We start from the raw sequence: 22,220 nt of genomic DNA, 5'->3' as shown, positions 1-22,220 counted from the left end.
TAGGCCCTTCGACAGGCTCAGGGTGACAGGAGACTCAAGAATGTAAATGACGACCTTGAGTGGGCTTGTCACCCTGAGCCTGTCGAAGGGCCTACAGCAAAAGCAACATAAATCAATTATTAAAAAAGCCACTAGCGGAGATATCCCCTAGTGGCTTTTTTAATAAGCAGCAAAACGAATAATCTACACTTTCTCGATCTTCACCTTCAACACAAACTCGTCCATTTCGATGTCGACGGCTGATCCGTTCAGGCCGGTTACGAGGGCGAGTTCAACGGCCTGCACTTCCTGCTGAATGTAGGCTTTGTTGGCTTCTACGGCAGCAGTCAGCAACTCGTTATTGCGTTCAAGCTCAATGCGGATCTTATCAGTTACCTCAAACTGCTGGTCTTTCCGCAGGTTCTGAATCCGGTTCACCACGTCGCGGGCAATGCCCTCGCGGCGTAGCTCATCAGTCACGTTCACGTCGAGCGCTACCGTCAGCGGTCCGTCGGTGGCGACAACCCAGCCCGGAATATCTTCGGTCAGGATTTCCACGTCTGAAAGCGAAATGGCAAAACCTGCCAGTTCAATCTGCTGGGTACGTTCCAGGTCGGCCAGTTGATCGCTGCTCATGCCGGTGATGGCTGCCGCAACGTCCTTCATCTGCTTCCCGAATTTCGGACCAAGCGCCTTGAAGTTCGGTTTCACTTTCTTCGTCAGAATGCCACTGGCATCATCTACAAATTCCACCGCCTTCACGTTCACCTCCGACTGAATGATGGGGGCGACGTGTTCGATCTGCCGACGCGTATCGGGCGTGAGTACCGGAATCAGCAGGCGCGACAGGGGCTGACGAACTTTCAGCTTGTGGCCCTTCCGTAAGCCATGAACCATCGAACTAATCTGCTGCGCCAGTGCCATCGACGTTTCCAGATCGGTATCAATCCAGCTTTCGTCGGCCGTTGCCCAATCGGTAAAATGCACCGAATCATGCTGGAATGGCGTGTTTTTGGCAATCGACTCGTCCCGCACCGATTCCGTCAGATTTTTGTAGAGCCAGTCGGCGTAGAACGGGGCAATGGGCGACATCAACTGGGCAACAGCGGCGAGGCAGTGTTGCAGGGTCTGGTAAGCAGCCCGTTTATCCGTGCTCATTTCCGAAGCGTCGGCCGCACCCGCCCAGAAACGGCGGCGACATAGCCGAACGTACCAGTTCGAGAGTTGATCGTTTACGAAATCCTGCACCAGCCGCCCGGCTTTCGTTGGGTTATAGCCATCGAACTGTTCCGTGACTTCCTTGATCAGCGTATTCAGTTTCGACAGAATCCAGCGGTCTAGTTCGGGCAGTTGCTCGCGCGGAATCCGGTCGAACTGCTCGATTTGGTAACCGTCGAGGTTGGCGTACAGGGCAAAGAAATTGTACGTATTCGTGAGCGTGCCGAAGAAGCGGCGCTGCACTTCGGCGATCCCGTCGAGGTTGAATTTCAGGTTGTCCCACGGCTCGGCGTTGGTGATCATGTACCAGCGCGTGGCGTCGGCCCCATACGTACCCAGCGTCTCGAACGGGTCGATGCCATTGCCCAGGCGCTTCGACATTTTGTTGCCGTTCTTATCCAGCACCAGCCCCGTCGACACCACGTTCTTGAACGCTACTGAATCGAATAGCATACCGGCGATGGCGTGCAGCGTGAAGAACCAGCCCCGCGTTTGATCGACCCCTTCCGAGATAAAATCAGCCGGGAACGATTTCTCGAACACGTCCTGATTCTCGAACGGATAATGCCACTGTGCATACGGCATCGCCCCTGAATCGAACCACACGTCGATCAGGTCCGGCTCGCGCTGCATCACCCGTCCGTCTTCCGACACGAAATAAATCTCGTCGGAATAGGGGCGGTGCAGATCGAACGTACCTGCAGCATGCGCTGACAGGAATGCTTCATTCTTTGCCCGTTGCTCGTCGGTCAGCACATCGGTAGCCAGCGCCTCCCAAACGTACCCGCGCAATTCTTCCACCGATCCAATACAAACTTCGGCCTGCTTCACGCCCGGCGTTGGTTCGCTGCGCCAGATGGGCAGAGGTGTTCCCCAGAACCGGCTGCGGCTCAGGTTCCAGTCGACCAGGTTTTCGAGCCAGTTGCCAAACCGGCCGGTGCCGGTGCTCTCGGGTTGCCAGTTGATGGTCTTGTTCAGTTCCACCAGCCGGTCTTTCACGGCCGTAGTTTTGATAAACCAGCTATCGAGCGGATAGTACAGAATGGGTTTGTCCGTCCGCCAGCAATGCGGGTACGGGTGCTCGTATTTCTCTACCCGGAACGCCTTGTTTTCTTCTTTCAACTGAATGGCAATCAGCACATCCGTTGGTTTGAACTCAGGATCGACCCGCTCTTCGTCGCTGTAATATTCCTCTTTAACGTACCTACCGGCATAGTCGGTGATTTCGGCGACAAACTGCCCGTGACGATCCACAATAGGTACGTCCTTGCCGGTTTCGTCCTTCACCATGATAGCCGGAATGCCGTTTTGCTGCGAAACCCGAAAGTCATCGGCCCCAAACGTAGGCGAGGTATGCACAATGCCCGTACCGTCTTCGGTCGTCACGAAATCGCCCAGGATGACCCGGAACGGCTTGCCTTCCGACGGGGCAGGTTGTACATACGGCATCAACTGCTCGTATTCAATGCCTTCGAGGTGTTGCCCTTTAAACTCCGATACCAGCGACCAGGGAATAACTTTGTCCGTTGGCAGGTAAGCCTCGAACGCCGCCAGACTTTTCTCTGTCTCTACTTTTGCTTTCTCGCTGAACCAGCGACCTACCAGATTTTTGGCCAGCACCACATGCACCAGCCGGTGCGTGTAGGGGTTGAGCGTCTTCACCAGCACGTAATCGATGTTGGCGCCAACGGTCAGGGCCGAGTTGGCGGGCAGGGTCCAGGGCGTGGTTGTCCAGGCCAGGATATATACGTCGGCATCGTCGGAATCGAAAAACAGGAAGCCCGATTTGCCGTTGGGTTTTACCTTGAACTGGGCCACAATGGTTGTATCCCGCACATCGCGATACGTACCCGGCATGTTCAGTTCGTGCGAACTCAGGCCCGTTCCGGCTTTTGGCGAGAAGGGCTGGATCGTATAGCCTTTATAGAGTAAGCCTTTGTCGTACAGCTTCTTGAGCAGCGACCAGACAGACTCGATATAATTGTTTTCGTAGGTGACATACGGGTGTTCCAGATCAACCCAGTAGCCCATTTTCTCGGTCAGGTCGTTCCAGCGGTCGGTGAAGCGCATCACCGTTTCCCGGCATTTCTGGTTATATTCCTCAACGCTGATCGTTTTGCCGATATCGTCTTTGGTAATGCCCAGTTCTTTCTCGACCTGCAATTCGATGGGAAGGCCGTGGGTATCCCAGCCACCTTTCCGGTCGACCTGAAAACCCTGCAGAGTTTTGTACCGGCAGAAAATGTCTTTAATCGTCCGGGCCATCACGTGGTGAATGCCGGGCATGCCATTCGCTGAGGGTGGTCCTTCGTAAAAGGTAAACCGATGTGTCGGACCAGTTTCGGCCCCATCGCGCAGCTTCACCGACTGTTCAAACGCGTGGGTACGTTTCCAGTGGTCGAGTACTTCATCGGCCAACCGGGCGTAGTCAAGATTCTTATATTCTTTATAGATCACGGCGTAACGCAGGTCATTTCAGGGTGCAAAGATACGGCTTCTTCTTAACCCTATAAGGTTTGGAAGCAGACATCAGGTTCCGAAACGGGTGTTGATCGACTAGACTTGCCGAATTTTTGGCAGGACTGACAAGATTTACAGGCCAGCTAAGTGGCTGAACGAATCCTGTATATTCTGTCAAAAAGAAGGCCATGCTGTCCCACCGGTTCCAACTTATTAGAATTCAATTAGGGAACAGGTCCCGAAAAACTAATGATCTGGTCTATACGTTTTATTACTAGTAAACAATCAACGTTTTATCTATGAACATGAGCAACGTATGGCGGCGTCCCGTTCGGGGGGTGGCCGCTGTGGCTGTGGCAATTGGCCTGGTTTTTGGCCTGACAGCCTGTAGCAATAACGCTACGAATGACCTGAGTCCGCAGGACTCGAATGTGATTATCACCAACTACGATCGGCAGGCCGATTTCAGCCAATATGCAACGTTTAGCTTGCCCGATTCGGTGCTGGTCGAATCCAACGACCGATACCAGCAGTCGGCATTGCCAACTGAGCAGCGGTTCGTTTCCCGCGTTGCTACCGAACTGACCAATAGGGGGTTCCGGCGCGTGTCGGCTGGGCAATCGGCTGATTTGGGGGTGGCGATCACACGCGTGAACAATCAGTATACCGGTGTGGCTACCAACCCGTATGCCGGTTACTACAGTAGCTATTGGGGCGGTTTCGGACCCGGCTATGGTGGTTTTTATGATCCGTTCTATTCACCGGGCTATTACCAGTATTATCAGATTTCGGACCAGTTCTGGCGCATTCAGCTTGTTGACCTGAAAAACCGGCCAATCGTTACACCCAACACTGACCCAAACGCTCCGCAAAACCAGTTGCGCGTGCTGTTCATGGCCGAAGTGCGAGGTAACGGCGTCTTTGATGACAACGCCGTCGATCAGCTCATTGCCGACACCTTCGCGCAATCAACGTACCTGCGTCCAACCCGTTAAGACATCCGTATGAAACTCACACACTTGCTGACAGCCGCGTTGCTGTTGGCCGCTTCAACTGGCTGGGCTCAAACCCAGCCTGGCAACACTGATTATGGCAATGGAAAAGAGACCAATGCCTACAACCTCATTCGCGAATCGACCTACAACAGGTACGTTACGTTCAATGGATCAATACGCTATGGTATTGGCCTGCCGATGGGTACGTCGCGGAATTACATCGATAAGGTTTCGCCCGCCAATGCGCTGGTGACGATGGAATGGCAGTTCCCGCAGCAGTTTTCGCTGGGTTTACAATCGGGCTATCAGTACAGTCAGCAACGGCTCCCACGAGCCGTCTATCAGCTTGGCGACGAAACGATCTCGGCGGTGCAGACCCGTACGCTAACAATCACCCCGGTGATGGCTACGGCTGCTTATTATTTTGCTGACCCGGCGGCGGCGATTCGTCCGTACGTGCAGATCGCCGGGGGCGGTGCTTTCGTAAACTACACCAACTTTTACGGTGTCCTGTCTGATGCCAACAAGAAGTTTGCCGGAGCCATTGCCCCGGCCATTGGGGTGAAAGTATTTGGTAAACGCGAAGGTGGTCTGGGCGGCGAAGTGCAGGCCCAGTACCAGAACGTTTTCTACAACTACAACGAGATTAACAACGCTCAGAACCTGATGCTTTCCGCAGGGTTGACGTTCCGGTTTTATTGAGAAATAAGAGTCGAATGCTTCGCGTGCGGCTTTACCCCTAAATCCCCTGAAGGGGACTTTTGCTCCGCTAATCTTCATTTTATGAACTAGCAGCGCAAAGTCCCCTTCAGGGGATTTAGGGGTAAAGCCGCAACTAACTACTTCTCTTTCCCCCTTTCGGATGGGCCTGATCGTGGGCTTTTTTAAGCTGATCCAGGCTTGTGTGGGTGTAAATCTGAGTGGCGGCGAGGCTGCTGTGGCCCAGTAAATCCTTGATAGCGTTTAAGTCGGCCCCCCGGTTGAGCAGATGCGTGGCAAACGTATGGCGCAACACGTGGGGGCTTTTCGTTGACAGGGTGGTCACCAGCGACAGGTACTTACTGACGATCCGCTGAATCAGAACGGGGTAGGCGGCAATGCCTTTGTCGCTGACAATGAGCGTTGCAGGATCAGCTTTTCCGTCAAAGAAGATGGTTTTTTGCTGCTGGTAGTGCGTAATTAACTCGAAAAGGGGCGGCATCAGGGGAATGAGCCGGTGCTTGTTGCGCTTGCCCAATACCGTGATGGTCCGGTCATACGGGTTGATGTCGGCGTGTTTCAGGCCGGTGAGTTCGCTGAGGCGGATACCGGTGCCGTAGAGCAGTTCGAGCACCAGTTTGTCGCGCAGGCCAATGAAATCGTCGGGGAAGTCGATGTCGTCGAGGAGGGTGGCCATTGGCTTTTCTTCCACGAAAGTCGGCAGCTTTTTACTCATCTTCAGCGCCACAATCTTCTGCATCGGATCGACGGCAATCTGCTGACGGCGAAGTAGATAACCGTAGAAGCTACGCAAGGTGGCGATCTTCCGGTTTACCGTCGATTTGTCGAGTTTGGCTTCGACCAGGTGAACGATCCAGGCGCGGATAAGCAGGTGATCGGCCTGAGCAGGCAACGTACCTGAGTGGTGCTCCTGCAAAAATTCGGTGAACTGAAGCAGGTCGTTTTCATAGGCCACCAGCGTGTGATGGCTCAGCCGCTTTTCGTAGCGGATATGCTGCAAAAAATCAGAACCGGAACTCGCCGGCGGTATAGGAGGGACGGGCTGCATAGGAATAGAACGAAGATACGTACCTATTCGTGAAACCTGGTAATCCTATACCGCCGGAAAATTCCGGTTCAGACAACGGGCGCCGATCAAAACGATCGACTACTGCTGCGTGTGGTTGCCGTACATTTTTTCTTTGTAGGCAGCGCGAATGACGTCCTTCCGACGGCTGATCGAAGGCTTTTGGAAAGCAGTACGTGAGCGCAGTGAACGCAACACCCCTGTCTTCTCGAATTTCTTCTTGAACCGCTTCAGGGCTTTGTCAATCGACTCGTTTTCTTTTACGTTAATGATAATCATGTAATACCGGTATTTTTGTGTTTTGCAAAACGGACTGCAAAGATAGCAAATCTGCTACATGAAACAAGCGGTGATCGACCTCGGAACCAACACGTTCCACCTGATGATTGTTCAAAAAAATGCCGATTCTGACTCCAACGGAGCGTATCAGACGCTCTTTCGCGAGAGCAGACCTGCCAAAATAGGACGTTCATCGTCGGCCAGTGGGGGCGGAATTAACCAGCGCATCATCACCGACGAAGCCATAGAACGGGCGCTGAGTGTTCTTACCTACTTCCGCGAGGTGCTCGATCAACACGAAATCAATCCGGCCGATGTGGCCGTCTACGGAACCAGTGCCATTCGGGTAGCCCAGAATCAACAGGCATTCATTGAGCGGGTGGCTCAGGAAACGGGCCTGAAAATCCGGGTGATCTCGGGTGACGAAGAAGCCGGGTTGATCTATAAAGGGGTGCGGTCGTCGGGGGCTATTCCGGCCGGGGCTACTGTCATGGTCATGGATATTGGCGGCGGCAGCGTCGAATTTATCATTGGGAACGACAACCGTATTTTCTGGAAACAGAGCTTCGAAATAGGTGGGCAGCGGCTTATGGAACGCTTCATGGGCGAAGCCGACCTGATCAGTCCGGCGGCAGTTGGACGCATGCAGACATATTTTCAGGAGCAGCTATTGCCGTTGACCAACGCTGTGCATCAGTATCAGCCTACGGTGCTGGTTGGCTCCTCGGGCTCGTTTGACACGCTGGTCGACATGTATTTCCACGAGCAGACAGGTACGTGGCCTCCCGCCGATCAGGCCGCTTTTACGCTGCCCGTCGCTGATTTTTATCATTTTTACCAACTGCTCATTGAGCGCAACCACGACGAGCGAATGGCCCTGCCTGGCATGATCGAACTGCGCGTAGACATGATCGTTGTAGCCGTCTGCCTGATCGACTTCGTGTTGCGCTCATACGGCATCAATTCGATCAGCGTGTCGACCTACGCACTGAAGGAGGGAGCACTGAGCTGATTTGGGATTTATTGCTTACGCCAGAGCAAACCCTGGCGTAAGCAATAAATCCCAAATCCGACATCCAATATCCCAAATCAGTTGGGTGAGTAATGTTGCAGGTACGACACCAACCGGTCGAAGTTCATCGCTTCGTAGGCGTTCTGCGACTGGCGGCTGAGTTGATGCCGGTACAGGTCGATCAGGCCGAGAAAGTGCGGATTATGCGTCAGGCTGGCAACGGTCAGGCCTTTGTAGCAGCGAAATGTCTGGTTATAGACGAACGGACAAGGCTGTACGGGATTATCGTTCAGAATTGTATCCAACGTACCCAGCGACATCGATTGTTCGATGAGATCGAAGCCGGTTTCAGTAAAGAAATCGGTGATTTGCGCACACACACTATCCAGTTCGCTATCGGTGCGAATGCTATAGCGCGGCGGATTGACCTGCTTGTATTTGCCGATCGAGATCAGCAGCGTATTGGCGTCGGGCCGAAAGTCGGTAAGGGTGGGCAAAAATTGCTGGGCAATCTGCTCCACCTGCTCGTTCCGGCAACCGAAGTTAACGTCGAGCAGGGTGGTAGGCCCATAATACGAGGGCGACAGGATGACGTTTTGAAAACCGGTTGGGGTGACTTTGCGGAACTGCTTCTTTTCGGGAAGCAACGCGAAGTCATGTTGCCCAAAAAAGCGGGCCAACTGCCGGTACAGGCTCGTTTCAAAAGGCGTCAATGTCATGGCCCTGGGAGAACCGGCTGGTTCTACTTGCAAGCGTTGTACGGGATATCCCCTTAATTGCACTGTATTTCACTGCCAAGTTAACTGATTTTGATCAAAACTGTTCCAATATACTAACTTAATAGACTAGTAATTTTTATAGCCGTATTGTACGGTATCAATGGGCTGATAGCCAGTAGTTAATTAATGGGACGGGCAAAGAGCAAACCTGGCCGATTTGTGAATTTACCCAGTTTTGAGCCCGTTCTTAGAACGCAGGAATCAGCCGTTGGCTAAATGCTGCCGACTGACTGATGCCGCAGGAAGGCCCTGATCTGGAAACTTTCGCGGCTACCCCGTGGTTATTCAGGTACATTACCTGGGGGCGACTGGAATTGACAGCTTGCCGAAAGTGCGTGTAAGCATGCCGGGAGTTGACGGTATTTCCCGACCCGAACAAATCGTCAAAACAATAACTGGCGAATATAACTACGCCATGGCTGCTTAATCCGGAGGGTTTAGCAAATGCCATCGTCTCCCCGACCTACGTGCTGCCGGTTGGATCAGGAGGCGTCGACTCGCAGCGCTGGCTTCGATAATCATTGTGACAAGGAGCGAGACAAAACAATGTACGGTTGTCAATAGGCCTGTTGTGAGCCAGTTGCCCGCCCGACAATTCCAATCACAACTAAGCATGTAGAAAGCGCGACGCTTTCCTTGACTGGACCAGGGTTCAAATCCCTGCGTCTCCACCAAAGAAGCGAAAAACCCCGAAATCAGCCTGATTTCGGGGTTTTATTTTTACGTCCCCTCTGTAGAAGCGATACTTACCGACATACATATGTTTAGGCAGTTCCTGACTTTGTTCTCACCGTTTTTCCTCGAGCAGCTTTAACCCCGACTCCTTATCTAATAAATAATGGCGGTATCGGTGGGAAGCACGTCTAAAGGCATTAACGTTGAGCCAGAACTCCTGTTCGGTAGACGTTGTAAAGGAGCCTTCGGTTGTAACGCCAGAGCCAACGGCGCGAAAATAATAGGTACGCCCCCGCTCGAATGGAACGCTGACAAACTGGTCTCCAAGCACGCTGAGGGAAAGACTGTCGAGATTGGTTTCCACCAAGGTATATCCACTAACCCGAATAGGCTGGTTTAATGATTCCCTGGTTTTTATGTCAATTGATCCACCGTTATACAAATAAATCTTCGTTAACGGGTTGCTCTGTGCCAGACTTTTCTTGCTGAGCAGCATTCCAAAAAAGGCAAACAAAATAACGATGCGCATGCACCTTCTAATGTGAATTGATTTGATCATTGGTAAAGCGCTTAGGTTGATTAGAAACTTTGAGGTCTAAACATCACGAATAAGGATATGTTGTAGCTCTGATTCTGTACTAACACGCGAAGGCGTAAAATGGATGGGGCATATCGCTACACATTACAACGTCTACATTTGGAAGCACTTAGGGGCAACGCCTCGCGTTAATGGTGCCTACACCGGGCCACTGGTTGCGGCTTTAATGGAGTTGACTGTGCCCTTTCTTACCAGTAACATCCACATTGGCTACGCTTTTGCTCGTGGATAGCACCGTTACAGGCCACTAGTCACAATAGCGCGATAGCGATAGGAAATGAACCGATATATGGGTAAAAAAGCAATAGTACTCGCAGCCTTGCTACTCAGTAGTGTGACCGCTGTTTTCTCGCAAAATAGAGTGCAGCCAGTCAGGCAGGACATTCCGCTGGATTCGATTCGGCTGAGCGACCCGTTTATTCTGGCGCATACAAAGACCTCGACCTACTACATGACCGGCACGGGGGGCATGCTGTGGAAAAGCAACGACCTGAAAAAATGGACTGGCCCGTTCAACCCCGTCAAGACTGACCCTGCATCGTGGATGGGAAAGAATCCGATGATCTGGGCCGCTGAACTGCACGCCTACAAAGGCAAGTATTATTACTTTGCCACCTTCACCAATCGGGCCGTGAAGATTGATACCGTCGGCGGGAATATCATCGAACGGCGGGCCAGTCATGTGCTGGTCAGCGACAATCCCGAGGGGCCCTACGTACCCATGGCCGATCCTACGTATCTGCCCGCCAATAAACCGACGTTGGACGGCACTTTCTGGGTGGATACAGATGGGAAGCCCTACATGGTGTACTGTTACGAATGGCTGCAAAACCTGAATGGCACCATCGAGAAAATAGAACTCAAGCCCGATTTAAGTGGGTCGGTAGGGGAGGGTAAACTGCTTTTTCGAGCTAGTGAAAGTCCGTGGAGCCGGCAAAACGAGAATGGGAAAGTTGGTCCGAATAAAGTGACCGACGGCCCGTATCTATTCCGTACCGGAACTGGTAGGCTGGGTATGATCTGGACGAGTTGGATCTATGACGTCTACACGCAAGGGGTTGCCTATTCGAAAAGCGGCACGCTGGATGGCCCCTGGGTGCAGGAAAACGACCCCATCACGCCACCCAATTACGGCCACGGAATGCTGTTCCGCACCCTGGATGGCAAATGGTTGATGTCCCTTCACACCCATAAAAGTAGTAACGGCCGCACCATACGGATTCCTCATCTCGTTGAGGTGGATTTTTCTGGTGATAAGCTCGTTGTGGGTACGTCGTATAAGCCTTAATGGCAGATGCAAAACTTGCTAACGTGCGGCTCCACAAAGCGCAGCGTCAGCAAGTTTTGGCGTAACTGATTTTCATGAGAAAGCCCTGGTCAGACTGGCGATTTCTACACCGTCAGCGTACCCTCAATCGAGTCATCCAGCGTTTTGCCAAGCACGGCACCGGCGGCCATTTTCAGGAGGGCCACGGCATCACCGTGTTTGTTGTCCCAGTAGTAGCCTTCGTTGGTTTCAACTTTGATGACCGTTATGCGAGGATCGTCGACACCTTCCGTAAACCACGTTTTGAGGATCGGCTCCCACAGTTCCTTGATCAGATCCTTGTCGGTCGATATCGTCGCTGTTCCGTAGATACTCAGGAAGTCGGAATGCGAGGAGCCCTGAAATAGTAACTGAACGTGGTCGTCGGTCTTTATTTCCTGATTCTTATGGCTGTCGTTGGCGCTCAGGAACCAGAAATTACCCTGCTCATCTACTTTTTGCACCGACATAGGGCGCACCGTCAACGGCTGGCCCGTGCTGATGTCCGTACAGAAGAAGCAGGTGTTCGTTTTGGTGGCCAGCTCTTTTATTTTCTGACCGGCCTGGGTACGTTCCAGGTCCTTGTGATTCTCTTCCGGCTGCTGACGGTTAATGCTATCCATATGATTGGGCGTTGAGTGGCTGGCTGTTCCAGCGGCAAAGGGTTATGCTGGATAAACGTTGGCCGTCGATATATGTTCAAACCATCACCTGTCCTCCAGTTGGTCAGGCATTGTTGCAAGTGGCGGCGCAGGTGGTAGATTTGGGTGAGTTGCTTGTCGAAGCTATCGATAAGCAACTCATAATGTGGAATAAACTGGCCACCACGGCCTTTAGTCACGTCCAACTGCTGTGCCCGATCAATGAGCGCGAACAGGCGGCTGATGACCCCCTCGGTGCTGGCGATACGCTCTTCATACACAGCCAACTGCCGCAGTATATCCTTGCGATGCGCCTGCCGGGCGGCTTCCCGGTGGTTGGTGGGCGCTTGCAGAATGGCCTGCCAGTCCTGCTCCAGTTTCTAGAGGTCATCCGAAAAGGGTTCTCCGGTAAAGGCGTCGAGGGGGAAGTGCATCATGGTATCCTGACGTCGGTGACATCCAAAAGTCATTTGGTTGTGAGTCAATGGGGCTCCGGGGGCACGTACCTGGCCGTCTGGATGGGCAATGGCACACACTTTGCTTGATCTGTTCTGTTTCTCCTAAATCAGTTCAACGCTCCCCTTTCCTATGCCCGTCAACCTCTACTGCCCCCGTTGCCAGTCGATGGAATTGGCCTTACGCCAGATAGCGCCCACACAGGGCCGTGCTACCAGCCGGTTGCGCGGACAGTGGGCAAATCCCACCAACGATACAATCGACATTCGCTGTATGGCCTGCGAATACGTCTGGAGTCCGCTTCCATTGCCCGATGTATTCATACAGCCACCCCTCACACAGGCCGTGTCCGCCGGTTGACGTTATCAATTTTTCAGCAGAAAGCCCTGCCCAGGTACGTTGCTGGTGCCTGAATCCGGCTACCTGATCTGTCTGATGGCGATTGGCAGGCATCGGTCGGCCGGGCATTCGCAAACTTGTACATCAACCGGGACGGTGGTGAAACAGTCCGTATCGTTGTAGATACGAAGCCAGTATCGGCCCGCCAGTGGCAACGTACCCAGCGCTCCGTTGGCGGGCAACGCTGTCTTCCCCGTTGTCATCGGCAGACCCAGCTCAAATGAACTGCCCCGCACTAGTTCATAGGTCAGTGTGGCCGCTGTATTGACCAGGTCAGTGAGCAAAATCGTGTACGTACCCGGCCCGCTGCAAACGGACGCCAGGTTGCCAACGACCGGTTTTGGATAGACACCTACGCTGGCTACGGCCGACGCCACGCTGTTGCCGATGGTACAGGTGGCGGTATAGCTCAGCACGGCCGGACTGGTGATCGCGTTCAGGCTGACCGTCGACACCGTTACTGAATGGCCGGTATCGGGCGTTGTGCCGGCCGACCAGCTAATTGTGCCCAGTTGGCAGCCCGTAGCGGTAAGCACCGTCGATTCGCCCGCGCAGACGCTGGTGCCCGTCAGGGCTATATCGGCCGCGACGGTGCAGCTAGGCGGGGCGGTGTAGGTTAGGCTAACCGTTTGCCCGGCATAGCTCAACGTGAGCGTATGTATACCTGAACCAGACGCTAAGCCAGGTACGTTGATGGGCACCGATGTGGCCCCCGCCGCGATGGATACCGTTGCGGTTACGTTACCATCGGCCAGGGTGGCGGTATCCGTGATGGCGTTCGTCAGCGAAATCACCCCCGTCAGCGTATACTCATTGGTGAGCGTGTTGCAGTTGCCGGGCGTTATGGCCAGTGCTATGGTGGGTACGCAGGTGGTTTGGGGCAGCAGTGCCGAAACAATGGTAAAGCAACATGGGCCATTGTAGACAATGATCGAATAGCTGTCGCCATTGGCATTAACTGGATTGGGTAAGTCCGTATAGCTCACGCTTCCGTCCACAACCAGTTGGCTATTGGTGGTAGCCGAATACGACGGTGGATTGCCCGCTGTGTACAGAAACGTTTTGTCGCCGTTGTCAATACCGGTCAGATCAATCCGCCCGTCATTATTGGCTATAGTGGCGCTCCCCGGGCAGGTGGGGGCCGTAACCGACAGGCTTGCTACAACCGTTGGCAGGCAGTAAAAGCCGGCATCCAGGCTGTGGTCGACCGAGCCGAAGTTGCTTGTGGTCACGGTAATGACCGGTGCGGTACCAACGGACAGCGTAGTCACCTGGGCGTCGGAGTCGGTCAGGTCGTTGAGCGTGTTGCCTGTCGCGTTGGCTACCGTGAGCTGGTAGCGGCCTCCCGATTCGGTCAGTATGTTATCGGCAAACTGCCCGCCCGCGCCAAACATGATCTGGTAGGTGGTGTTGGGTAAGAGCAATGGCGTTGAGCCCGACACCGTCGATGAGGTGGGCGAATACGTAAAGTAGTATTCACCAAGGGCGTCGGTGGTAGTGGTGGCAATGATGGTGTTGTTCTGAAGCAACGAAACGGTCACGCCCGCCAGTCCCTTTTCGCCGGGTTCCTGTTCGCCATCACGATTATCGTCCTGCCAGACCCGGTTTCCAAGTTGCAGGTAACTGGGCAGGTCACAGCCAAGCGTTACGCCGCCCAGTCCGGTCGCTTTACCAAACGTGGCCCCATCGCCGTCCTGGGTGCGGTAGATGACATACGAACTGGTTGCGTTGTTACCCGAGGTATAAAAACCGGTTGTGTTACTGAGGAACCGTACTCCACCCGACCACGCCTGATCGTTGAGCGGGTCCATCGTTGAAACCACCACTTCGCCCGAACCGGGCCGGATAGCCAGGGAACCGTTTGCATTTTCGGAGTGGACTAAGCCATTGCTATAATAGAAATCATCATTATAAAATTCGCCCGCGCCGGGCCCCTGATTATTGGTGGTGCTCGACCCGACGTTTGGACCAGCTTTGCCGGCGTTTTCCAGTACGTAGGTTCCGTTGCTAAAGTAGGCCCGTAACACATCGCCGCCGCTGATATTGTAGTAGTGCGTTTCGCTGGGGGCCGTCAGGCTAAAATTCTGATAGCCGAGTTGGAGGCCCGACCGGTCGTTGAAGCCCAGCACCATCGACCCGTCGATGTCGAACTGGATGTCGGCCAGAACGGGTTGGGGATGAATGATGAAGTTGTTGGCGACAACAGTAAGTTTGTCAAACGAATCTTCCCACGGGAACCAGCCGCGCACGCTGAAATCGGTGCGGTCGGGTGCTCCTTTTGGGTACGTTAGCGGAAAGTCGAAAACGACGGTGAACGTACCCCCGCTGCCCAGCCCGTTGCCCGCTCCGGGTGTGTAGGCGAAGACCACGGCGCGCAGGTCTCGTTTGTCTTTGCTCCCGGATGCATCGCAGACCGTGCCGACATATACTTTTCCCTGGTACGTTTTCACCCCCCAGATTCGGCGAAGGCCGCTCTGGCAGATCGCATCGGCCGGTAAGGAATGCGCTGCCCAGTCGCCGGGGCCGGGCGCACCACTGGCAGGAATACGCACCGAATACAGTTGCCCATCGCTCAGGTTGGTGAACCACAGCAAAGAGCCGTCTTCGGCGAGGTCCATATCGCCGATGCCCACTTTCCCCACCATACCAAAGGCCAGCGAATCGTAACTGGGCGAAACCGGCAACGGATACAGGCCCCGGTCAGTGTTGGAAGGCACCGCGCCGAGATTGATGCCCAGGGTGCTTACGTCGACAAACAGGCTGGTAGTCGCCGGACCCGGACTGGAGCCCGACAGGTCGGTTACATAAATGCCGCCCAAACCGCCAGGCCCAAGGCCAACATGCCGACGCATGACGGCGCTGGTATAGAGTTGTTTAGTGAATTTGTTATAGGCTGTTCCCCATAACGACCCAACCTGACTGGCGCTGGCTAAGGGGGTCATTTTGCTCATATCTTTGTTGCCGCGCAACGAATATGGAAAAGCCACAAGGGCGTCCATCGAGCCCGACGGAGCACCGGCAGGCAGGGGGTCGCCATTCACAAAACAGGGCACAATAATCAGCGGATCGGACTGGCAATACTCCTGCGCGTTGAGCACGCCCAGATCCACGGCGCAGTCGGGGCTGTTGACAAACTGAACGGTGGTGCGGCCATTCGGTCCATTGGGCGTTCCGTTTCCGGCATAGGTTGGTATGTTGCTGAACTCGACCCGCACCGGATAACTCACCGACGGGATGGCCAGCGTATATTTACCTACCGAGTCGGTTGTTGTGGTCAGCATGGAGCCCGTGGCTGTCATGGCCCGAACAACAATATCGGGTAAGCCCGTCGATTCGCCCGGATCGTGCACGCCGTCGGCGTTGAAATCCTTGAATACCGTTCCGCCCAGGCCGACGCAGGCCAATGGTTGGCAGGGTGCCGGGGCGGTGAGCGTATTCGATACGACACAGGCCGCGTAGATAACCGACACGCTGACGGGTGCGCTGTTGGCATCGATGTCAAACGCTACCACCTGTGGACTATGCATGTCGGCCTCCGTTACGGTAGACTGATCTCGCGGGATGATTGTCTTTGTTTGGGTACCCAACTGAACAAGAATTTCTTCGCCCTCAGGTACGTTGGTCCAACTCACTTCGGCACTTACGGTTGCTTTGCTAAGTCCACTAACCGAGTAACAGCCCGACACACTGGTTTTCAGGCTTAGTCCGCAATCGTTGTCTGCGTTGATTGGTAAAGTAGCCGGTATGTTGGCGGAACGTAGTAGTGTATGAGTCGATAAACGGTCTTTTGTAGGCACTCTCGGGACAGACCTAACCACTAATGCTGGCTTGCCTGAACTGGCACGGCGACTGGCGTTAACTGGTGGTGAAGACGTCGTTGAGAAACTGGTGAGTGCTGGTGAGGATACAAATAACAGTTGACTAAGCAGGGGCACAAGTAGCCGTAGCATCATGCTTGGTGAGCTTAAATGTTGAGTAAATGGTGGACGCACTGGAGGAGAATAAGCTAAGCGTAGCAGGGGTATGGCAGTTGGTCGATATGATTACTGGTTTACGTTTTCCAGAAATTATTAAATACTAGTTATGTAGTTTTGGATTGTGCGTGATTTCATATGTGTCAACATTCATACCACTCCCCGATTTAGGTTTCGGGAGGTGAGAATAGTGACTATAAATGATAAGAAAGTTTAATTGATGCTTTGTAGCGCCGCTCTAAAAGAAAAGTTTCCTGTGGTTACAAAAATTGCACCAATCTGTAATGTAGACTTAAGAAGGTAGTAGGCAGTTCGATAATTGGCAGGTAGAAGTAACCCGCCGGGTTATTTATTCTACAGCCAGCAACTTCACCATCTGTGTGTTATTGGCCGTCAGTCAATTGTCCCCGGTTCCCGATGGGCAGTGTCCAGCATTCAGCCTGATTCGCTACTGCCTTTTCTCGACAACTATGCGTATCTTCGCTTTCCCTGAAACGAATTAACAATCAGGAATATGGCAATGATTAAACTCACCATCAACAACCAGCCGCAAACGCTCGATGTTGACCCAGACATGCCGTTATTGTGGGCAATTCGCGACGTAGTGGGCCTGACGGGTACTAAGTTCGGCTGTGGAATAGCTCAGTGCGGTGCCTGTACAGTTCATCTCGACGGCGCGCCAATTCGCTCATGCAGTGTACCGGTTTCGGCCGTTGCCGGGCAAAAGATTACCACCATTGAAGGGCTCTCCAAAAATGCGGATCACCCCGTTCAGAAAGCCTGGATCGAGCATCAGGTACCGCAGTGCGGGTACTGCCAGTCGGGGCAGATTATGTCGGCAGTAGCCTTGCTGAAACAGATTCCCAGACCAACCGACGCCGATATCGACGCCGCCATGCAGGGCAACATCTGCCGTTGCGGCACCTACGTCCGTATTCGGCAGGCCATTCATACGGCTTCGGCCGAGATCAGTGCCGCCCCTAAAGCACCTAAGAACGCGGCTAAACTTGGAAAACGATGAGCGAAGAATTACTAACAGCCAACCGGCGCGACTTCCTGAAGACGCTGGGCCTGGCGGGCGGAGCGCTGGTTCTGGGTCTGTCGTCGGCCAATGCGGGCGTACCGGTTGCCCCTGGCCTCGGCCTGCTCAATATCAATGCGGCAGCCGTTGGTACCGCACTAACGCCCTACATCATTATTGAGAAATCGGTAAGTAGTAAGCCCGGAAAAATTACGATCATGAACCCCAAACCCGATATGGGTCAGGGTACGTTCCAGTCGGTGCCGGCGCTGATCGCGGAAGAGCTTGGCGTAGCGCTGAATCAGGTGACGATTCTGCAAACGGGTGGTGAAAAAGGGTTTGGTGGCCAGATTTCGGGCGGCAGTTCGTCGGTTCGGGGGAGCTACATGGCCCTTCGGAAAGTGGGCGCGTCGGCCCGCGAGATGCTCGTGAGTGCTGCCAGCCAGCAGTGGAACGTACCTGCCGAAGAGTGTACCGTTGCCAACGCGCAGGTGCATCATAAAGCGTCGGGACGAAGCATCGGCTACGGTGATCTGATCGATGTGGCGTCGAAATTACCTGTCCCGACCAGCCCCAAACTGAAAGATCCTAAGGACTTTACCATCCTGGGTAAGCCATCGCTCCGGCCCGAAGTACCTGCCAAGTCATCAGGCAGGGCGCAGTTCGGTATCGACATCAAGGTGCCCGGCATGCTCTACGCCTCCGTGGAACGCAGTCCCGTTATCGGCAGTAAGTTGATTAGTTTCGACGATACCAAAACGAAGCAGATAAAAGGCGTTCGGCAGGTGGTGAAGGCGACCCGGGTGCTCGAACTGAACCGGTATGATGGGGTAGCCGTTGTGGCCGATACGTACTGGGCTGCGCTGAAAGGCCGCCGGGCATTGGCGGTCAAGTGGGACCATCAGGGCCTGGATACGTTCAACACCGCAGCGTATGAACAGCATCTTCATGAACTGGCAAAACAGGATGGTGTGGTTGATCATACAGCCGGTGATTTCAGCAAAGCCATTGCCGATGCGCCCACCAAAATCGAGGCTTTTTACGAAACGCCGATGGTGAGCCACTCGCCGATGGAGCCGATGAACTGTGTGGTAAACTGGCCAACGCCGGATACCGTCGAGATATGGACCTCGTCGCAGGCACCGGACTGGATCAAGTCAAAAATGGCCGACGAGTTCAAGATCAAGCCGACCGACGTAAAGGTCAATATCACGTTCAATGGAGGTGGCTTTGGCCGACGGTTATTTCAGGATTTTGTGCTCGAAGCGGCCCACATTGCCAAATCGGTGGGTAAGCCCGTGAAAGTGGTCTGGACGCGCGAAGACGATACGCAACTCGGCCCTTTCCGTCCCATGACGTTTTCGGCTTTCCGGGCTGGCCTCGGTGCCGACGGCATGCCGGTGGCCTTCCAGCATAAAGTCATTTCGCCGTCGATCGATGCCACGTTGGGTCGTGGCCACAAAGCCGATAAGCCCGACAAAACCATGACGGAGGGGATCAGCGATCAACAGTACGAGATGCCAAACGTCGATAACCGCTACGTTTTTGCTGACTTACAGATTCCAACGGGCTACTGGCGGGCTGTAACGAGTACGACGCTGGCGTTCTCGCACGAATGTTTCATCGACGAGATGGCGCATCAGGCGAAGAAAGACCCGATGGATTACCGGATGGCGATGCTCACGAAGGAGTCAGACACGAAGAAGGTGCTGGCCAAACTCCGCGAAATCTCAAACTGGGACAAACCCCTGCCGCCTGGAAAAGGCCGCGGCGTAGCGCAGTGGAATTTTTTCGCTGGTTTGGCTGGTCAGGTTGTCGAGGTATCGAAGCAGAAAGATGGCTCGGTGAAAGTCGACAAGGTATACTGCGTCATTGATCTGGGCACGGTTGTCAATCCCGATATGGTACGAAATCAGGTAGAAGGAGCGATCTGTATGGGGCTGGGTGCTGCTACGAAAGAGGGTATCACGTTCGTAAACGGGCAGGCACAGCAGGTCAACTTTGATACCAATAAAATGCTGCGAATCAATGAGATGCCAATCGTTGAGGTACACATCCTGGCCGACGGTGGTAATACCATAAAAGGTGTTGGTGAACCCGGTTTGCCACCCCTGGCTCCGGCGCTCGCCAACGCCGTTTTCGCCGCTACTGGCCAACGCATCCGCCGACTACCAATTGATTTAGCGAAAGTGTAATAGGAAAGAAAGGGAGTCCAACACAGAGCGGTCCGACGTTTCGGCGCTGAGTACACAGAGAAAAACTACTTTTCACTTTTGTATCTCTGTGTACTCAGCGCCGAGACGTCGGACCGCTCTGTGTTGGACTCCTTTTTCTACTTTTGCCTCATGAATTACTGGTTAGTCAAGTCTGAGCCGGAAACGTACGGCTGGCATCATTTCACCGCGCAGGGCCGCGCCACCTGGGACGGTGTTCGCAACTATCAGGCCCGCAATAACTTACAGGCCATGCGCGCCGGCGATCAGGTGCTTTTCTATCATAGCGTCACCAAACCTGCCGTAGTTGGATTAGCCAACGTAGTCTGCGAAGCATATCCCGACCCAACGGCCGATCCTGCGCCCGCCGGTAAACAAACGCCCTGGTGCGTAGTTGAACTGGAGCCGACCCTGGCTTTTGCCAACCCTGTTTCGCTGGCGCAAATCAAGGCCGAGCCCATGCTGGCCAACATTGCCCTCATCAAACAATCCCGCCTCTCGGTCATGCCCATCAAACCCGATGAGTTCGACCTGATCGTGAGAATGGGGAATAACTAAACATTTGTCATTGATTGGTCATTACGCTGCGCTGTCATTCATGGCCATTTATGGCAAGAGATGTATAATGACTATCATTGACAGCGGAGCGTAATGACCAATTGGTGACGTTTAAAAAAATGCCCATCCTTCAGCCTATACTGAATCTTGTTGAGTTGCTGCACCAGAAAGGGCTGCGCGATGTCGTCGTGTCGCCGGGGTCGCGGTCGGCACCACTGACGATTGCCGTAGCGCGCCACCCCGGCCTGCGCGTGCGGGTGGTGCCCGACGAACGGGCGGCTGGCTTCACGGCCCTGGGAATGGCCCAGCAAACGCAGACGCCCGTGGCACTTATTTGTACGTCGGGAAGTGCGGTGTATAACCTGAGTCCGGCCGTGGTCGAGGCTTATTTTCAGCAGGTTCCATTGATACTACTCACCGCCGACCGGCCTCATGAGTGGTTGCATCAACAGGACGGGCAGACGATCGATCAGGCGGGTCTGTTTGGCACGCATGTGAAGCGTAGCTATGATCTGCCCGCCGATTACAGCCATGCCGACGCCCGCTGGTTTATTGAGCGAATGATCAACGAAGCCTATGACCTGAGCCGCGGCGGACCGGCCGGGCCGGTTCACGTGAATGTACCCCTGCGCGAACCGTTTTACCCAAAATCCGACGAACCGTTTCGGTCCGAACGGGGGCGGGTCATCGAGCAACTACCCGTAACGCCGCAACTTCCTGCCGAAACATGGCACCGCTTACTGGCCGATTGGGAACGCGCTGAACGTAAACTGATCCTGGTTGGTCAAACAACGTACCTGCCCGAACTACAGCAGGTACTGACGCAAATAAGCCGTGAACTGAACGTACCTGTGGTGGGGGAGATCATCAGCAACCTGGGCCGCAACGACCTTTTCATTAGCCAGTCGGATACGATTCTGGGCCAGCCCGATGAAGAAGAACTCGAAAACCTGCGGCCGGACCTGCTCATTACGATGGGCAACTCCTTTCTGACGCGCAACCTGAAAACGTACTTCCGGCGTTACCCGGCTGTTCAGCACTGGCATATTCAACCATATGGCGACCGGCTGATCGACTCGTTTCAGTCGCTGACGACACGGATTCCCGTGGAGCCGCTGTACTTTTTTCAGACGCTATTTGCCGATCTCGATTACCAGCACTTCCGTGAAGGCGTGGAAGATGATGACCAAGAAGCCGACTACCTGACTGCCTGGCAGGCCGCCGAACAGGCCGCGCGACGGGTGGTAGCCCAGTCACTGCGGGAGTCGCCGTTTACGGATTGGGTCGCCACGCAAGCCGTGCTGGAGGCGTTACCGACCGGTTCGCACCTGCATCTGGCCAACAGTATGCCCGTTCGCTACGCCAACATGTGCGGACTGGAAGCCAGTCAGGCGGTGCGGGTCTGGGCCAATCGGGGAACAAGCGGCATCGACGGTTGCCTGAGTACAGCCGTGGGTGCCGCCCTCTGCACCGACGCCATCGTGACGGTACTGATCGGGGACGTGGCGTTTTTCTACGACCGTAATGCACTATGGCAGAATGAGTTACCGCCGAATCTTCGTATTGTTTTACTGAATAATGCGTCGGGCCATATTTTTCGTATCATCGACGGCTCATCCCAGCAGCCCGAACTGGAAACGTATTTTGAAACGCCCCATCACCTGACCGCCGAACGTACCTGCGCCGACTTTGGGGTGGCGTATCAGCAGGTAGCCGATGCAGGTACGTTAGCCACCGCCCTGGGTGCGTTCTTCGCTGCTTCGACAATGCCTAAACTGCTCGAAATCACCACCGATAAGTACGTGAATGCTGAAGCATTCAGAGCGTATAAGCTGAGGTTGTAGTCTTAGACGGCACCAGCCGTCTAAGAC

General features: G+C 54.2%; 17 protein-coding genes and 1 other RNA gene. 11 read left to right on the top strand and 7 right to left on the bottom strand.

Annotated elements, in window-relative coordinates:
* Positions 1–183: 183 nt before the first annotated feature.
* Positions 184–3,654, bottom strand: a complete 3,471-nt coding sequence (gene ileS / locus ACFE8Q_RS06295) for an isoleucine--tRNA ligase (RefSeq protein WP_375444519.1) — start codon at positions 3,652–3,654, stop codon at positions 184–186.
* Positions 3,655–3,956: 302 nt separating this feature from the next.
* On the opposite strand from ileS, the gene ACFE8Q_RS06290 reads away from it, so the two are divergent.
* Positions 3,957–4,652, top strand: a complete 696-nt coding sequence (locus ACFE8Q_RS06290; protein ID WP_375444518.1) for a DUF4136 domain-containing protein — start codon at positions 3,957–3,959, stop codon at positions 4,650–4,652.
* 9 nt (positions 4,653–4,661) lie between these two features.
* Positions 4,662–5,354 (top strand): hypothetical protein, encoded by a 693-nt coding sequence (locus ACFE8Q_RS06285; RefSeq protein WP_375444517.1) that lies wholly within the window; start codon positions 4,662–4,664, stop codon positions 5,352–5,354.
* 133 nt (positions 5,355–5,487) lie between these two features.
* Here ACFE8Q_RS06285 and ACFE8Q_RS06280 read toward each other — a convergent pair whose 3' ends face one another.
* Positions 5,488–6,420, bottom strand: coding sequence for a tyrosine-type recombinase/integrase (locus tag ACFE8Q_RS06280; RefSeq protein ID WP_375444516.1), 933 nt, complete (start codon positions 6,418–6,420; stop codon positions 5,488–5,490).
* A gap of 99 nt (positions 6,421–6,519) precedes the next feature.
* A complete protein-coding gene (rpsU, locus tag ACFE8Q_RS06275; RefSeq protein ID WP_085413261.1) occupies positions 6,520–6,717 on the bottom strand; it encodes a 30S ribosomal protein S21 in 198 nt (65 codons plus the stop codon).
* A 58-nt stretch (positions 6,718–6,775) separates the two neighbouring features.
* Between rpsU and ACFE8Q_RS06270 the strand changes: the two genes are divergently transcribed.
* A complete protein-coding gene (locus ACFE8Q_RS06270) occupies positions 6,776–7,729 on the top strand; it encodes a phosphatase (protein ID WP_375444515.1) in 954 nt (317 codons plus the stop codon).
* A gap of 77 nt (positions 7,730–7,806) precedes the next feature.
* On the opposite strand, the gene ACFE8Q_RS06265 is transcribed toward ACFE8Q_RS06270, so the two are convergent.
* Positions 7,807–8,448 carry a hypothetical protein gene (locus tag ACFE8Q_RS06265; RefSeq protein WP_375444514.1) on the bottom strand — a complete coding sequence of 214 codons (642 nt, stop codon included), beginning with the start codon at positions 8,446–8,448 and terminating at the stop codon, positions 7,807–7,809.
* Positions 8,449–8,808: 360 nt separating this feature from the next.
* Here ACFE8Q_RS06265 and ssrA point away from each other — a divergent pair.
* Positions 8,809–9,182: a transfer-messenger RNA gene (gene ssrA, locus ACFE8Q_RS06260) on the top strand.
* A gap of 113 nt (positions 9,183–9,295) precedes the next feature.
* Here ssrA and ACFE8Q_RS06255 read toward each other — a convergent pair.
* On the bottom strand, positions 9,296–9,712 hold the full coding sequence (locus tag ACFE8Q_RS06255; RefSeq protein WP_375444513.1) for a hypothetical protein: 417 nt from the start codon (positions 9,710–9,712) through the stop codon (positions 9,296–9,298).
* 358 nt (positions 9,713–10,070) lie between these two features.
* Between ACFE8Q_RS06255 and ACFE8Q_RS06250 the strand changes: the two genes are divergently transcribed.
* Positions 10,071–11,069 carry a glycoside hydrolase family 43 protein gene (locus ACFE8Q_RS06250; protein WP_375445140.1) on the top strand — a complete coding sequence of 333 codons (999 nt, stop codon included), beginning with the start codon at positions 10,071–10,073 and terminating at the stop codon, positions 11,067–11,069.
* Positions 11,070–11,173: 104 nt separating this feature from the next.
* Here the strand turns inward: ACFE8Q_RS06250 and ACFE8Q_RS06245 are convergent, their stop codons facing one another.
* Entirely contained in the window at positions 11,174–11,710 is a 537-nt protein-coding gene (locus ACFE8Q_RS06245) for a pyridoxamine 5'-phosphate oxidase family protein (RefSeq protein WP_375444512.1), read from the bottom strand.
* Positions 11,711–11,754: 44 nt separating this feature from the next.
* Between ACFE8Q_RS06245 and ACFE8Q_RS06240 the strand changes: the two genes are divergently transcribed.
* Together ACFE8Q_RS06240 and ACFE8Q_RS06235 are read left to right on the top strand one after the other, a co-directional pair.
* Positions 11,755–12,273: a hypothetical protein gene (locus ACFE8Q_RS06240; protein ID WP_375444511.1), complete on the top strand. Its 519-nt coding sequence runs from the start codon at positions 11,755–11,757 to the stop codon at positions 12,271–12,273.
* 43 nt (positions 12,274–12,316) lie between these two features.
* Positions 12,317–12,544: a hypothetical protein gene (locus ACFE8Q_RS06235; RefSeq protein WP_375444510.1), complete on the top strand. Its 228-nt coding sequence runs from the start codon at positions 12,317–12,319 to the stop codon at positions 12,542–12,544.
* A 59-nt stretch (positions 12,545–12,603) separates the two neighbouring features.
* Here the strand turns inward: ACFE8Q_RS06235 and ACFE8Q_RS06230 are convergent, their stop codons facing one another.
* Entirely contained in the window at positions 12,604–16,380 is a 3,777-nt protein-coding gene (locus ACFE8Q_RS06230; protein ID WP_375444509.1) for an SdrD B-like domain-containing protein, read from the bottom strand.
* A gap of 691 nt (positions 16,381–17,071) precedes the next feature.
* On the opposite strand from ACFE8Q_RS06230, the gene ACFE8Q_RS06225 reads away from it, so the two are divergent.
* The 4 genes from ACFE8Q_RS06225 (at position 17,072) to menD (ending at position 22,193) form a co-directional block, all read left to right on the top strand.
* The gene (locus tag ACFE8Q_RS06225; RefSeq protein ID WP_375444508.1) at positions 17,072–17,578 is read left to right on the top strand and encodes a (2Fe-2S)-binding protein; all 507 of its coding nucleotides are present in this window, start codon (positions 17,072–17,074) and stop codon (positions 17,576–17,578) included.
* Entirely contained in the window at positions 17,575–19,773 is a 2,199-nt protein-coding gene (locus ACFE8Q_RS06220; protein ID WP_375444507.1) for a molybdopterin cofactor-binding domain-containing protein, read from the top strand. The genes ACFE8Q_RS06225 and ACFE8Q_RS06220 overlap by 4 nt, the downstream gene beginning before the upstream one ends.
* Before the next feature lie 150 nt (positions 19,774–19,923).
* Positions 19,924–20,349 carry an EVE domain-containing protein gene (locus tag ACFE8Q_RS06215; RefSeq protein WP_375444506.1) on the top strand — a complete coding sequence of 142 codons (426 nt, stop codon included), beginning with the start codon at positions 19,924–19,926 and terminating at the stop codon, positions 20,347–20,349.
* A 119-nt stretch (positions 20,350–20,468) separates the two neighbouring features.
* Positions 20,469–22,193, top strand: coding sequence for a 2-succinyl-5-enolpyruvyl-6-hydroxy-3-cyclohexene-1-carboxylic-acid synthase (menD, locus tag ACFE8Q_RS06210; protein WP_375444505.1), 1,725 nt, complete (start codon positions 20,469–20,471; stop codon positions 22,191–22,193).
* Positions 22,194–22,220 lie beyond the last annotated feature (27 nt).

The sequence above is a fragment of the uncultured Fibrella sp. genome, from assembly GCF_964250085.1.
In the GTDB taxonomy this organism is placed as follows: domain Bacteria; phylum Bacteroidota; class Bacteroidia; order Cytophagales; family Spirosomataceae; genus Fibrella.
Note: the sequence above shows the minus strand (reverse complement) of the source record. Positions and strands in the feature narration are given on the sequence as shown.